The organism is Pseudarthrobacter sp. MOO14, from assembly GCF_058267675.1.
Window position 1 is genome coordinate 4075839 of record NZ_CM177849.1, and the last position, 12152, is coordinate 4087990.

Below are 12152 nucleotides of genomic sequence, written 5' to 3' on the forward strand. Positions count from 1 at the left end.
CTGATGAGCAGGCGTGTATTGGTCCTTGCCCACACCGGCCGCGAGGAATCACTGAAGGCTGCCTGGGAAGCCTGCGCCCTGCTGCACGCGTCGGGCATCGTCCCTGTGATGCAGGAGTCCGAGCTGGGGGACATGGAGCGTTTTTTTGGCCACCTGGCCCAGCCGGTGGAGGTGCTCCACGACCATGTCCAGCTGTCCGACGTCGAACTCGTCATGGTCCTGGGCGGCGACGGAACCATCCTGCGCGCAGCCGAACTGGTACGCGAGGAGGACGTGCCCCTGCTGGGCGTCAACCTTGGGCACGTGGGCTTCCTGGCCGAAAGCGAACGGGCGGACCTGGCCCAGACCGTCGACTGGATCGCCAGCCGTGAATACACGGTGGAAGAGCGGATGACCATTGACGTCCAGGTGTGGGTCAGGGGACAAAAGATTTGGCACACCTGGGCTCTAAACGAAGCCGCCATCGAGAAGGCCAACCGCGAACGGATGCTCGAAGTTGTGACCGAAGTGGATGAGCGCCCGCTCACGTCCTTCGGCTCGGACGGCATCGTACTGGCCACCCCCACCGGTTCCACGGCCTACGCGTTCTCTGCCGGCGGACCCGTGGTCTGGCCGGAAGTGGAAGCCTTGGTGATCGTGCCCATCAGTGCGCACGCGCTGTTTGCCAAGCCACTGGTTGTCTCGCCCCGGTCCAGGCTGGCCGTCGAGGTGCTCGGCCGGACCGACGCGCAGGGTGTGCTGTGGTGTGACGGCCGGCGCTCCGTGGACCTGCCGCCCGGCGCCCGCGTCGAGGTCACCAAGTCCGCCAACCCGGTGCGGCTGGCCCGCACCCACCAGACCCCCTTCTCCGCCCGCCTGGTCCGCAAGTTCGAACTGCCCATCCACGGCTGGCGCGGCCCCGTGCCCAAAGCCGACGCAGTGCACACCGGCCCCATCCCGCTGGTCCGCACGCCACGGCCCATGCCGCCGCTGCAGGTCCCGGAGCCGGACGGCGCCGGCGGCGACCCCGATCCGTCGACTGCAAAGTGAATCCATGATTGAAGAACTGAGAATCCGCGATCTGGGCGTCATCACCGACGCAACGCTGCCGCTCGGCCCGGGCCTGAGCGTGGTGACCGGCGAAACCGGTGCCGGCAAGACCATGGTGGTCACCGCCGTCGGCCTCCTGCTGGGTGCCCGGTCGGATGCCGGGGCCGTCCGCAGCGGCGCGAAGAGCGCCACGGCCGAGGCCGTCCTGAAGCTTGAAGCCGGGCATCCGGCCATCGCCCGCGCCCTTGATGCCGGCGCGGAAGCAGAAGAGTTCGACGACGGCGCCGAGCTGATCCTGGGCCGCCGCCTGGGCGCGGACGGACGCAGTCGGGCGTTCCTGGGCGGCCGGGCCGCTCCGGTGGGTGTACTGGCCGAGATCGGCGAGTCGCTGGTGGTGGTGCATGGCCAGTCGGACCAGATCCGGCTCAAGAGCGCCACGGCCCAGCGGGAGGCGCTCGACAAGTTCGCCGGCGATGTCCTGGCCGGGCCCTTGGCCGCCTACCAGGAGCTCTACGGCCGGTGGAAGGCCAGCCAGGCAGAGCTGGACAGCCTGCGCAGCGCAGCCCGCGACCGGCTCCGGGAAGCGGAGTCGCTGGAGGCGGCCCTCGCGGAGATCGACGGCGTGGACCCCCAGCCCGGCGAGGATGAGCAGCTGAAGGCCGAAGCCGTAAAGCTTGCGAACGTCGAGGAACTCCGGATCGCCGCCAGCACCGCCCACCAGGCCCTCATCGCCGAGGACTTTGGCGAAGCCGCCGATGCAACCACGCTTGTGGATGCTGCAAAGCGCACCCTGGAGCATGTGGCAGAGCACGATGCCGAGCTCGGTTCCGCCGCCGCACGCCTGGCCGAAGTTGGTTTCCTGCTCAACGACATCGCCACGGAACTTGCCAGCTACCAGGCAGGACTGGACTCGGAAGGGCCGGAACGGCTTGCCGAAATCGAGGACCGCAGGGGCGCCTTGGCCAAGCTGGTCCGCAAGTACGCACCCACCATTGACGAGGTGCTGGTGTGGGCTGAAACCGCGCGGGTTCGGTACGACGAACTGCAGGACGACTCCTCCCGGATCGAGGCGCTGGACGCCGAGGTGGTGCGGGCCGAAGCGGAGCTCCAGAAGCAGTCGGCGGCCATCAGCAAGATCCGTTCCAAGGCCGCCAAGGACCTCTCGGCCCGTGTCAGCGCCGAATTGACGGCGCTGGCCATGGCAGACGCCACCCTGGTGATCAACCTGGAACCAGCCGGACAACTGGGCCCGCACGGCGCGGACGACATCAGTTTCCTGCTCCAGCCCCATTCCGGCGCTCCGGCCCGGCCGCTGGGCAAGGGTGCATCCGGCGGTGAATTGTCCCGCGTCATGCTGGCCATCGAGGTAGTGCTTGCCGCCGTGGATCCGGTCCCCACGTTCGTCTTCGACGAGGTGGACGCCGGGGTGGGCGGACGGGCCGCCGTTGAGATCGGCCGGCGCCTGGCGATGCTGGCCCGACACGTGCAGGTGCTGGTGGTCACCCACCTTCCCCAGGTGGCCGCCTTCGCGGACCAGCACATCACTGTGACCAAAACCTCGGTCAGGGGAGCGGACGGCAAAACCGCCACAGGCTTCACGTCCAGTGATGTCCGCCTCCTTGACGGTCCCGAACGGGTCCGTGAACTGGCCCGCATGCTGGCAGGCCAGGAGGACTCCGAATCCGCGCAGGCACACGCCCGCGAACTGCTGGACGACGCCAAGCTCCTGCCCCAGCGGGCCTGACGGGACAACGACGGGACGGCTGAATTGATGATAGGCTCGAATTCCGTGGTGCAGCGATCAAATTCCCGTGTAAATTCCCGGTTCCCGGGCTCCTCCAAGACGACGAAGCACATTTTCGTCACCGGCGGTGTGGCGTCCTCGCTCGGTAAGGGACTGACGGCTTCAAGCCTTGGTCACCTGCTCCGGGCCCGCGGCCTGTCCGTGACGATGCAGAAGCTCGATCCCTACCTGAACGTGGATCCGGGCACAATGAACCCCTTCCAGCACGGCGAGGTCTTCGTGACCGACGACGGCGCCGAGACGGACCTCGACATCGGGCACTACGAGCGCTTCCTCGACGAGAACCTTGAAGGTTCCGCGAACGTGACCACCGGCCAGGTGTACTCCACGGTGATCGCGAAGGAACGCCGCGGCGAATACCTCGGCGACACCGTCCAGGTCATCCCGCACATCACGGATGAGATCAAGCGCCGCATGCGCCTGCCCGCCGAGGGAAAGAACGCCCCCGACGTCATCATCACCGAAATCGGCGGCACCGTTGGCGACATCGAGTCCCAGCCGTTCCTCGAATCCGCCCGCCAGGTCCGCCAGGACATCGGCCGCGGAAACGTCTTCTTCCTGCACGTCTCGCTGGTGCCCTACATCGGGCCGTCCCAGGAATTGAAAACCAAGCCCACGCAGCACTCCGTGGCCGCGCTGCGCTCCATCGGCATCCAGCCCGAAGCGATCGTGATCCGTTCGGACCGCGAAGTTCCCGAAGCCATGCGGGAAAAGATCGGCCGGATGTGCGACGTCGACATCGACGCCGTGGTCAACGCCGCCGACGCCCCGAGCATCTACGACATCCCCAAGACCCTGCACTCCCAGGGACTGGACTCCTACATCGTCCGGGCCCTCGACCTGCCGTTCAAGGACGTCGACTGGACCAGCTGGGACAAACTGCTCGACGCCGTCCACAACCCCAAGCACCACGTCGAGATCGCCCTGGTGGGCAAGTACATCGACCTGCCCGACGCCTACCTTTCGGTGACCGAAGCACTACGCGCCGGCGGCTTCGCCAACGAGGCCAAGGTGAAGATCCGCTGGGTCCCGTCCGACGAGTGCGAGACGCGCGAAGGCGCCATTAAGGCGCTCGACGGCGTCGACGCCATCTGCGTGCCGGGCGGCTTCGGCATCCGCGGACTGGAAGGGAAGCTCGGCGCCTTGAAGTTCGCCCGCGAAACCAAGCTCCCCGTCCTGGGTTTGTGCCTGGGCCTGCAGTGCATGGTCATCGAGTACGCCCGCAACGTGGTGGGCCTGGAGGGTGCCTCTTCCAGCGAGTTCGAACCGGACTCCAAATACCCCGTCATCGCCACGATGGAGGAACAGCTCGAGTTCGTCGAAGGGGGCGGAGACCTCGGCGGAACCATGCGCCTGGGCCTCTACGAAGCCAAGCTTGACGAAGGCTCGGTCATCGCCGGAACGTACGGCGCCACCACCGTCAGCGAACGCCACCGGCACCGGTACGAGGTCAACAACAAGTACCGCCAGCAGATTGCCGACAAGGGCCTGGTCTTCTCAGGTACCTCGCCGGACGGCAAGCTGGTGGAGTTCGTCGAGCTGCCCGCCGACGTTCACCCGTACTACGTGGCCACGCAGGCGCACCCCGAGCTGAGCTCGCGGCCCACCCGCCCGCACCCGCTGTTCGCCGGCCTGGTCAAGGCGGCCCTGGACCACCAGGGCGCCGGATCCCAGGCGGTTGCCGACACGGCTGCGCCCGTGGCCGGGAAGGCCGCGGCATCCGGTACGGTTACCGCTAAGTAGTCAATAGAGCAGAAGAAGGACGGCGCGATGCCTGGTACACCTGAAAACCCCCCTGCAACGCAGGTTTCGGATGCACCAAGCCCGCGCCGTCTTTTGTCTACCGAGAAGGTGTACCAGGGCCGGATCTGGGACGTCGTCAGCGACACTTTCCAGCTTTCCGAGTCCGGGGATGCGCTGACCCGCGACTATATCGACCACCCCGGGGCAGTGGCTGTCCTGCCCATGGATGCCGGGGGCCGCATCCTGCTCCTAAAGCAGTACCGGCACCCGGTAGGGATGGATTTGTGGGAGGTGCCGGCCGGCCTGCTCGACGTCGAAGGCGAAGACTTCGTGGTGGGCGCCGCCCGCGAACTTGCCGAGGAAGCCGACCTCGCCGCCGGAACCTGGAACGTCCTTGCCGACGTCTTCAATTCGCCCGGCTCGTCCAGCGAAGCAATCCGCATCTACCTGGCCCGCGACCTCACCGAGATCCCGCACCACGAACGCCACGAGCGGACCGACGAGGAAGCGGAGATCGAGTTCCACTGGATCAGCCTGGACGATGCCGTGGCCTCCGTCCTGGCCGGGCGCCTGCACAACCCGTCCGCCGTCGTCGGGATCCTTGCCGCCGCAGCCGCCCGTGCCGGCAACTTCCAGGAACTCCGCCCAGCCGACGCCCCCTGGCCCGCGCACCCCAGCCAGCGCTGATGGGTCCCGGTCCTTCGGCTGAACCGGTGCCTTCCGCCGGACCGGCGCCGCGAACCGCTGCGGCCGCTGCAGACGCGGAACCGGCAGCAGGACGTTCCGGGGCCATCGACCGGGCCATCACCGATTATTTGCAGCACGTGGGCGTGGAGCGGGGATTGGCCGCCAACACACTGGCGGCCTACCGCCGCGACCTCGCCCGGTACGCCCGGTACCTCGCGGCCGCCGGCTGCAGCCGCCCGGAGGACATCACCCGTCATCATGTCACCGGTTACGTCCGCGCCCTCTCCGACGGTTCCGACGGCGGCTCCGCCTTGGGAGTGCGGTCAGCGGCCAGGACGGTGGTGGCGGTAAGGGGACTGCACAAGTTCTGGGCCCTCGAAGGGTACACGCCGGCCGATCCCGCCAGCGAAGTCCATCCGCCGATGGCCGGCAAACGGCTGCCCAAAGCCATCAGTGTGGACGAGGTGACCCGCATCCTCGAGGCCGCGGGCACTGATACTGCCACCGGGTTGAGGGACCGGGCCCTGCTCGAGTTCCTCTATTCCACCGGAGCGCGGATCAGCGAGGCGGTGGGGCTGGACGTCGATGACATCACCCTCGCGGAGCCCGGGGCGGGTCCCGCCATCGTCCGGCTGTTCGGCAAGGGATCGAAGGAACGGCTGGTCCCGCTGGGGTCGTACGGGGCACGCGCCCTCGATGCCTACCTGGTCCGCGGCCGCCCGCTGCTCGCCGCCAAGGGCAAAGGCACACCGGCCCTGTTCCTCAATGCCCGCGGCGGACGGATCAGCAGGCAGAGCGCCTGGACCATCCTGAAGGCTGCTGCGGAGAAAGCCAACATCACCAGGGACGTCTCACCCCACACGCTGCGCCACTCGTTCGCCACCCACCTCCTCGAAGGGGGCGCCGATGTCCGGGTGGTGCAGGAACTGCTGGGCCACGCCTCCGTAACCACCACGCAGGTCTACACGCTGGTCACCGCCGACACACTGCGGGAGATCTACGCCGCCGCCCATCCGAGGGCTCTGGGCTAGCCGGCCCCGGGGCCTGCCGGCGGCAGGAAAAGATCGTTTACCCGGCCAGGTCCAGGGTTACTTCCGCTGCGCCGAGGGACAGCGCCAGGATCGAAGTGCCCAGTCCGGCCACGAGCAGCAGCCCCGGGTGGGCGAGGGCAACCACTACCTGCCGGAGCTGCGGCGAGCGGTGCAGGAACCCTGACGGCACACGCGAATGCACCGGTACCTGGCGCCAGCCCCGAAGGCGTCGCAGGAACCACGCGCAGCGCACGATCAGTGCCATCCACAGCACGGACACAACCAGCGGGACGGCCGCGGCGAGCAGGCTGAGTCCCAGCGAGGTGACTTCCCGCTCCGAATCGCCGGCAGGCGCCTGGACCGTGGTTGAAATTGAGGCGCTGGCCACGACCGAGATGCCCCACACCAGGAAAGCGGCAGTCAACGCCAGGAACCTGACGAAGAAGTGCGAGAGCACAGATTCCCGTGTTGGCCGGAGGTATCGGCGCGGAGTTGCGTGAAGCACGGCCACAGTGCACGCCAAGGTAGGCAGGGCGGCCATCCCCACGCAGGCGTACCAGGTCCAGTCGGCCAGGTCCAGGTACTCGTCGGCAACGATCAGCACCGCCCACGCACCAGTCCACGCCCACCCGGCATACAGCGGATTCCGGGCCAGCCAGCCCGGCAACGGCACGGGGCGGCGAAGCACGGCCCCAACTCTTGGTGCAGGGGTGGAGTGGTCCTCTCCAGCCGGGTTCATGGGCCTCACTGTAGCAATGGGGATGGCCCGTGGCAGCAGGCGTGATGCAGTCCGGTATCCGCGGAAGTGCCGGTTAGGCTGGAGCCATGACCGCAGCCGCCGTGACTCTTTGCTTCCTGCTCCGCGACGGGGCCGACGGGACTGAGGTCCTTCTGGGGCTGAAGCAGACAGGTTTCGGCAAGGGCAAGATCGTGGGCATCGGCGGCCACGTTGAACCGGGGGAGACCGACCAGCAGGCCGCGGTCCGGGAAGTCCTGGAAGAAACCGGTGTGGTTTTGCAGGTGGAAGACCTGGCCGACGCCGGATCGGTCCACTTCGTCTTCCCGGCCCGGCCGGAATGGAACATGCAGACCAGGCTCTTCACCGCCCGCCTGTGGCACGGCGAGCCGGCCCCCAGCGACGAAATCCTGCCCGAATGGTTCCCGGTGGATACCTTGCCGGTCGAGCGGATGTGGCAGGACGCGGACCACTGGCTCCCCGTGGTGCTCGAAGGCGGGACCGTGAGGGTCGTGGTCACCATGGAGGCCGACAACGAATCCGTCGCCTCGTCCGAAAGCCTATTGGGCTGACCTGCCGGGCAACCTTCGCCTGGACAGCCACGGTGTTTCCGGACAGCCATGGCGATTAACGCCCGACGGCGGCCCGGGCACTTCGGTGCCCGGGCCGCCGTCGTCCACCAAACGCTAGGGAAGGTGCCGTTCCTCCACGCCGTTGTACTCGCTCAACGGCCTGATCAGCGAGTTCGAGTCCAACTGCTCCATGATGTGCGCGGTCCAGCCGGTGATCCGGCTGGCCACGAACAGGGGAGTGAAGGTGGGGGTGTCGAAGCCCATGAGGTGGTAGGTGGGCCCGGCGGGGTAGTCGAGGTTGGGCTTGATGGCCTTGGCCTCGTCCATCGCGGTTTCCAGCCCGTTGTACAGTCCCAGCAGCTCCGGGCGGCCGTAGTGGGCGATCATCTTGTCCAAGGCGGCCTTCATGGTGGGAACCCGGGAGTCGCCGTGCTTGTAGACCCGGTGGCCGAATCCCATGACCTTCTTCTTCTGGGCCAGGGCATCTTCCATCCATGCTTTGGCCCTGGCGGCGGCTTCTTCGAGGGATTCCTCCTGCCGGATGCCGATCTCGTCGAAGGTGTGCATGACGGCTTCGTTGGCGCCGCCGTGCAGCGGACCCTTGAGGGCTCCGATGGCTCCGGTCACTGCGGAGTGCAGGTCCGAGAGTGTCGAGGTGATCACGCGGGCGGTGAAAGTCGAGGCGTTGAAGGAGTGCTCAGCGTAGAGGATCATCGAGACGTTGAAGGCCTCCACCACTTCCGGGACCTGTTCTTCGCCGAAGGCCATCCAGAGGAAGTTTGCCGAGTAGCCCAGGTCATCGCGCGGTTCAACCACGTCCTGGCCGTGCCTGCGGCGCTGGTCGTAGGCCACCACCGCGGGCATGGCGGCGAACAGGTCGATGGCCTTGGCCATGTTGGCGTCCCGGGACGAATCTTCGGCCAGGGGGTGCCGTGCGCCCATCACCGAGGCTGCGGTGCGGCAAACATCCATCGGATGGGCCGTGGTGGGCAACGCGTCGATGACTGTCTTGACCACCGGATCCAGGGCCCGGCCGGCCCGTTCCCGCGCGGAAAACTCGGCGAGCTGTTCTTTCGCGGGCAGCTCCCCGTTCCACAGCAGGTAGGCGACTTCCTCGAAGCTGCACTTGGCAGCCAGTTCCTGGACAGGGTAGCCGCGGTAGAGCAGCGAGTTGGTGTCCGGGTTGACCTTCGATACCGCGGTGTAATCCACCACGACGCCGGCGAGGCCTTTTTTGATCTCATTTTCAGCCATGCTGAAACTCCTTTGTTCCTAACGCCTGTTGACCGGCCGGGGCCGGCAGTCCGGTGGGGGTGTCAGATTCCGGGGATCTGGAAGTTGAAGACCCCGGTGTCAAAGCGGTTGTAGGCCTCGTAGTCGACGAGGTCATAGAGACGCGCGCGGGTCAGCATGCTCGAAACCTGGGCCTCCTGGGTGCCGTCGGATTTGATCGATTCCAGAGTACGCTCAGCAGCGCCCATGGCACTACGGAGCAGCGTGACCGGGTAGATCACCATGTTGACGCCGACGCCGGCCAGTTGGTCAACCGTGAAGAGGTCGCTTTTGCCGAACTCGGTCATGTTGGCCAGGATCGGGACGTCCACGGCATCGCGGATGGCCTGGAATTCGCTGAGGTCCTTCATGGCTTCCGGGAAGATTGCGTCCGCTCCGGCGTCCACGAGGGCCTTGGCGCGCTCTTTTGCTGCTTGGAGTCCGTCGGTGGCCCTGATATCGGTGCGCGCCATGATCAGGAAGTTCGGATCGCGCCGGGCGTCGGCCGCGGCGCGGATCCGCTTGGTGGCGGTCTCGAGGTCCACCACGTTCTTGCCGTCGAGGTGGCCGCAGCGCTTGGGGTTGAACTGGTCCTCGATATGCAGGCCGGCCAGGCCCGCGTTCTCGAGTTCCTGCACGGTGCGTGCCACGTTCATGGGTTCGCCGAAGCCGGTGTCGGCGTCCACGATCGAGGGCAGGTCTGTCATCCGGGCGATCTGCCCGGCCCGGGTGGCCACCTCGGTAAGGGTGGTCAGCCCGATGTCCGGCAGGCCGAGGTCGTTGGCGAGGACCGCGCCGGAGATGTACACCCCGGCGAAGCCCTTTTCCTCGATGAGCCGTGCGGAGAGCGGGTTGAAGGCGCCGGGGAACTGCTGGATGGTCCCGGAGGCCAGCAGTTCCCGGAACCGGATCCGCTTCTGTTCCGGGGTGGTCTTCGAATACAGCATCAGAAGAGTCCCTTCGGTGCTGCCGCCAGGTCGATGACGCCGGGGGCGGCGGTGATGTTCAGCTGGTCCAACTCGCCTGCGGCGAGTTCGGGGAGGCGTTCGACGGCGGCGAGGAACCGTTCGATCTCGGCCTCCTCCACGAGCCCGGCGGCGAGGGTGCGGAACTTGTTGACGTACTGTTCCCGGGCGAACGGCCGGGCGCCCAGCGGGTGGGCGTCGGCGACGGCGATCTGGTCGGTGATGACGGTGCCGTCCTTGAGCGTGATTTCCACGGAGCCGCCGAAGGCCTTCTCGGCGATGTCCAGGGAGTGGTAGCGGCGGGTCCATTCGGGGTCCTCGACCGTGGTGACCTTGTGCCACAGTTCCACGGTGTCCGGGCGGCCGGCTCGTTCCGGGGCGTAGGAGTCGACGTGGTGCCAGGCGCCGTCCTGCAGGGCGACGGTGAAGATGTACGGGATGGAGTGGTCCAGGGTCTCGCGGGACGCGGTGGCGCTGTACTTCTGCGGGTCGTTGGCGCCGGAGCCGATCACGTAATGCGTGTGGTGGCTGGTCTTGATCAGCACGGACTCGACGTTGGCCGGGTCGGTGACCTCCGGGTGTTCCCCGTGCAGCTTGCGGGCCAGGTCGATCCAGGCCTGGGCCTGGTATTCGGCGGAGTGCTCCTTGGTGTAGGTGTCCAGGATGGCACGCTTGGCCTCGCCGGGGGTGGGGAGCGGGACCATGTAGGACGCGTCCGGGCCGTCGAGCATCCACGCGATCACGCCGTCTTCGCCTTCGTAGATGGGCACGGGGGAGGTCTGGCCGCGCATGGCACGGTCGGCGGACTCCACGGCCATCTTGCCGGCGAAGGCGGGGGCGTGGGCCTTCCAGGTGGAGATCTCGCCCTTGCGTGACTGGCGGGTGGCGGTGGTGGTGTGCAGTGCCTGGCCGACGGATTGGAAGATAGTTTCGACGTCGAGGCCCAGCAGGGTGCCGATGCCGGCCGCGGCGGAGGGGCCGAGGTGGGCCACGTGGTCGATCTTGTGTTTGTGCAGGCAGATGGCTTTGACCAGGTTGACCTGGATCTCATAGCCGGTGGCGATGCCGCGCACCAGGTCCTGGCCGCTGGAGCCGACGTGCTGGGCAACGGCGAGGATCGGCGGGATGTTGTCGCCGGGGTGGGAGTAGTCCGCGGCCAGGAAGGTGTCGTGGTAGTCGAGTTCGCGGACCGCGACGCCGTTGGCCCAGGCCGCCCATTCCGGGGCCACGCGCTCCTCGATACCAAAGACCTTCGAGCCCTTGCCGCCGGTGGTGGGGCCGTGGGTGAGCGCCTGGGCGCGGGCGGCAACGATGGGGGCCCGGTTCAGGGACGCGATGGCCACGGAGGCGTTGTCGATGATCCGGTTGATCACCATGTTGGTGACGTCATCGGTAACCGCCACAGGATCCGCGGCCACCTTGGCGATCTTGTAGGCAAGCTGGTCCTCGCGGGCCAGGTTCTCTTCGCTCTTGTAGACGCGGACGTGGTGTTCCTTAACCATGGTGCTCCTTGTGGTGGGATGCGTGGGTTGCTTTGACGTGGGAGAGGCTGCGGTGCAGGTGCACGATCGTGGCTGCTTCGGCGAGCCTGGGGTTGCCTGCGGCGATTGCCTCGGCGATCGCGGCGTGCTCGGCGGCCGCGGCCGCCAGGCGCGCGGCGTCATCGGCGGCCAACCTGCGGATGCGGACCAAGTGCACGCGAAGGCTTCGCATGGCCTGGGCCAGGTAGGAGTTGGAGATGGCGGCATCGATGGCGGTATCCAGGCGTCCCACCAGCTCGTAGTACTCGTGGCGCGTGGGATCGTTACCGTTGATCATCTCCGGTGCGCGGACCAGTTCACCCCGCAACTGTTCGAAAGTGGCGGCATCGCCTCGGCTGGCAGCCAGCGCAGCAGCCTTGCCTTCAAGGGTTTCGCGCAGTTCGAACAGTTCGTCGATGTCCTCAAGGGAGATATCCGTGACCACCACACCGCGGCCGCCCGGCGTCGTCAGGCCTTCCGCGGTGAGCCGGCCGAGGGCCTCGCGGAGCGGGGTGCGCGAGACGCCGAGCCGTTCGGACTGCTCCACCTCGGCCAGGACCGTCCCGGGGGCAAGCCGCCATTCGACAATGTCGTCCCGGAGGGCGGCGTAGGCCTTCTCGCTGGCACGCATGGGAGTCTCCTTCCTCGGTAGATGAACATCAGTGTATACAAAGACTGCTGATCGACCAAGCAAATTCACCCATCTCCTGCCTTTTGCCGCAGTTCTGTATACACGGGTCTTGTGGTGAGCCTCCTAAGGAACTAGCATGACCTGCATCACAATGTCGTGGAC

At 67.0% G+C, this 12152-nt stretch carries 11 protein-coding genes; 6 read left to right on the forward strand and 5 right to left on the reverse strand.

What is annotated here, in order from left to right; genetic code table 11:
• The first annotated feature begins 3 nt into the window (after nt 1–3).
• The 5 genes from AC4EEV_RS18770 to xerD are packed head-to-tail and all read left to right on the forward strand — an operon-like array spanning nt 4 to nt 6294.
• A complete protein-coding gene (locus tag AC4EEV_RS18770) occupies nt 4–1029 on the forward strand; it encodes an NAD kinase (protein WP_026265079.1) in 1026 nt (341 codons plus the stop codon).
• Between the two features lie 4 nt (nt 1030–1033).
• On the forward strand, nt 1034–2773 hold the full coding sequence (gene recN, locus AC4EEV_RS18775) for a DNA repair protein RecN (protein WP_491329707.1): 1740 nt from the start codon (nt 1034–1036) through the stop codon (nt 2771–2773).
• A gap of 27 nt (nt 2774–2800) precedes the next feature.
• Nucleotides 2801–4576, forward strand: a complete 1776-nt coding sequence (gene pyrG, locus AC4EEV_RS18780; protein WP_133832200.1) for a CTP synthase — start codon at nt 2801–2803, stop codon at nt 4574–4576.
• Between the two features lie 27 nt (nt 4577–4603).
• Nucleotides 4604–5263, forward strand: a complete 660-nt coding sequence (locus tag AC4EEV_RS18785; protein WP_491329708.1) for an NUDIX domain-containing protein — start codon at nt 4604–4606, stop codon at nt 5261–5263.
• Entirely contained in the window at nt 5263–6294 is a 1032-nt protein-coding gene (xerD, locus tag AC4EEV_RS18790) for a site-specific tyrosine recombinase XerD (RefSeq protein WP_206073973.1), read from the forward strand. The genes AC4EEV_RS18785 and xerD overlap by 1 nt, the downstream gene beginning before the upstream one ends.
• A gap of 37 nt (nt 6295–6331) precedes the next feature.
• On the opposite strand, the gene AC4EEV_RS18795 is transcribed toward xerD, so the two are convergent.
• The gene (locus tag AC4EEV_RS18795) at nt 6332–7033 is read right to left on the reverse strand and encodes a hypothetical protein (RefSeq protein ID WP_491329709.1); all 702 of its coding nucleotides are present in this window, start codon (nt 7031–7033) and stop codon (nt 6332–6334) included.
• An 86-nt stretch (nt 7034–7119) separates the two neighbouring features.
• Between AC4EEV_RS18795 and AC4EEV_RS18800 the strand changes: the two genes are divergently transcribed.
• Nucleotides 7120–7602 (forward strand): 8-oxo-dGTP diphosphatase, encoded by a 483-nt coding sequence (locus AC4EEV_RS18800; RefSeq protein WP_109864180.1) that lies wholly within the window; start codon nt 7120–7122, stop codon nt 7600–7602.
• A 114-nt stretch (nt 7603–7716) separates the two neighbouring features.
• Here the strand turns inward: AC4EEV_RS18800 and AC4EEV_RS18805 are convergent, their stop codons facing one another.
• The 4 genes from AC4EEV_RS18805 to AC4EEV_RS18820 form a co-directional block, all read right to left on the reverse strand.
• The gene (locus AC4EEV_RS18805) at nt 7717–8856 is read right to left on the reverse strand and encodes a bifunctional 2-methylcitrate synthase/citrate synthase (RefSeq protein ID WP_018763507.1); all 1140 of its coding nucleotides are present in this window, start codon (nt 8854–8856) and stop codon (nt 7717–7719) included.
• Nucleotides 8857–8918: 62 nt separating this feature from the next.
• Nucleotides 8919–9821 (reverse strand): methylisocitrate lyase, encoded by a 903-nt coding sequence (gene prpB, locus AC4EEV_RS18810; RefSeq protein ID WP_491329710.1) that lies wholly within the window; start codon nt 9819–9821, stop codon nt 8919–8921.
• Nucleotides 9821–11341 (reverse strand): MmgE/PrpD family protein, encoded by a 1521-nt coding sequence (locus AC4EEV_RS18815; protein WP_491329711.1) that lies wholly within the window; start codon nt 11339–11341, stop codon nt 9821–9823. The genes prpB and AC4EEV_RS18815 overlap by 1 nt, the downstream gene beginning before the upstream one ends.
• Nucleotides 11334–11990 carry a GntR family transcriptional regulator gene (locus tag AC4EEV_RS18820; RefSeq protein WP_018763510.1) on the reverse strand — a complete coding sequence of 219 codons (657 nt, stop codon included), beginning with the start codon at nt 11988–11990 and terminating at the stop codon, nt 11334–11336. The genes AC4EEV_RS18815 and AC4EEV_RS18820 overlap by 8 nt, the downstream gene beginning before the upstream one ends.
• Nucleotides 11991–12152: the final 162 nt, after the last annotated feature.

What these genes read in the sequence shown, in the direction of transcription:
- AC4EEV_RS18770 (WP_026265079.1), top strand. Translation starts at nt 4, where the DNA reads ATGAGCAGGCGTGTATTGGTCCTTGCCCACACCGGCCGCGAGGAATCA.
- recN (WP_491329707.1), top strand. Translation starts at nt 1,034, where the DNA reads ATGATTGAAGAACTGAGAATCCGCGATCTGGGCGTCATCACCGACGCA.
- pyrG (WP_133832200.1), top strand. Translation starts at nt 2,801, where the DNA reads ATGATAGGCTCGAATTCCGTGGTGCAGCGATCAAATTCCCGTGTAAAT.
- AC4EEV_RS18785 (WP_491329708.1), top strand. Translation starts at nt 4,604, where the DNA reads ATGCCTGGTACACCTGAAAACCCCCCTGCAACGCAGGTTTCGGATGCA.
- xerD (WP_206073973.1), top strand. Translation starts at nt 5,263, where the DNA reads ATGGGTCCCGGTCCTTCGGCTGAACCGGTGCCTTCCGCCGGACCGGCG.
- AC4EEV_RS18795 (WP_491329709.1), bottom strand. Translation starts at nt 7,033, where the DNA reads ATGAACCCGGCTGGAGAGGACCACTCCACCCCTGCACCAAGAGTTGGG.
- AC4EEV_RS18800 (WP_109864180.1), top strand. Translation starts at nt 7,120, where the DNA reads ATGACCGCAGCCGCCGTGACTCTTTGCTTCCTGCTCCGCGACGGGGCC.
- AC4EEV_RS18805 (WP_018763507.1), bottom strand. Translation starts at nt 8,856, where the DNA reads ATGGCTGAAAATGAGATCAAAAAAGGCCTCGCCGGCGTCGTGGTGGAT.
- prpB (WP_491329710.1), bottom strand. Translation starts at nt 9,821, where the DNA reads ATGCTGTATTCGAAGACCACCCCGGAACAGAAGCGGATCCGGTTCCGG.
- AC4EEV_RS18815 (WP_491329711.1), bottom strand. Translation starts at nt 11,341, where the DNA reads ATGGTTAAGGAACACCACGTCCGCGTCTACAAGAGCGAAGAGAACCTG.
- AC4EEV_RS18820 (WP_018763510.1), bottom strand. Translation starts at nt 11,990, where the DNA reads ATGCGTGCCAGCGAGAAGGCCTACGCCGCCCTCCGGGACGACATTGTC.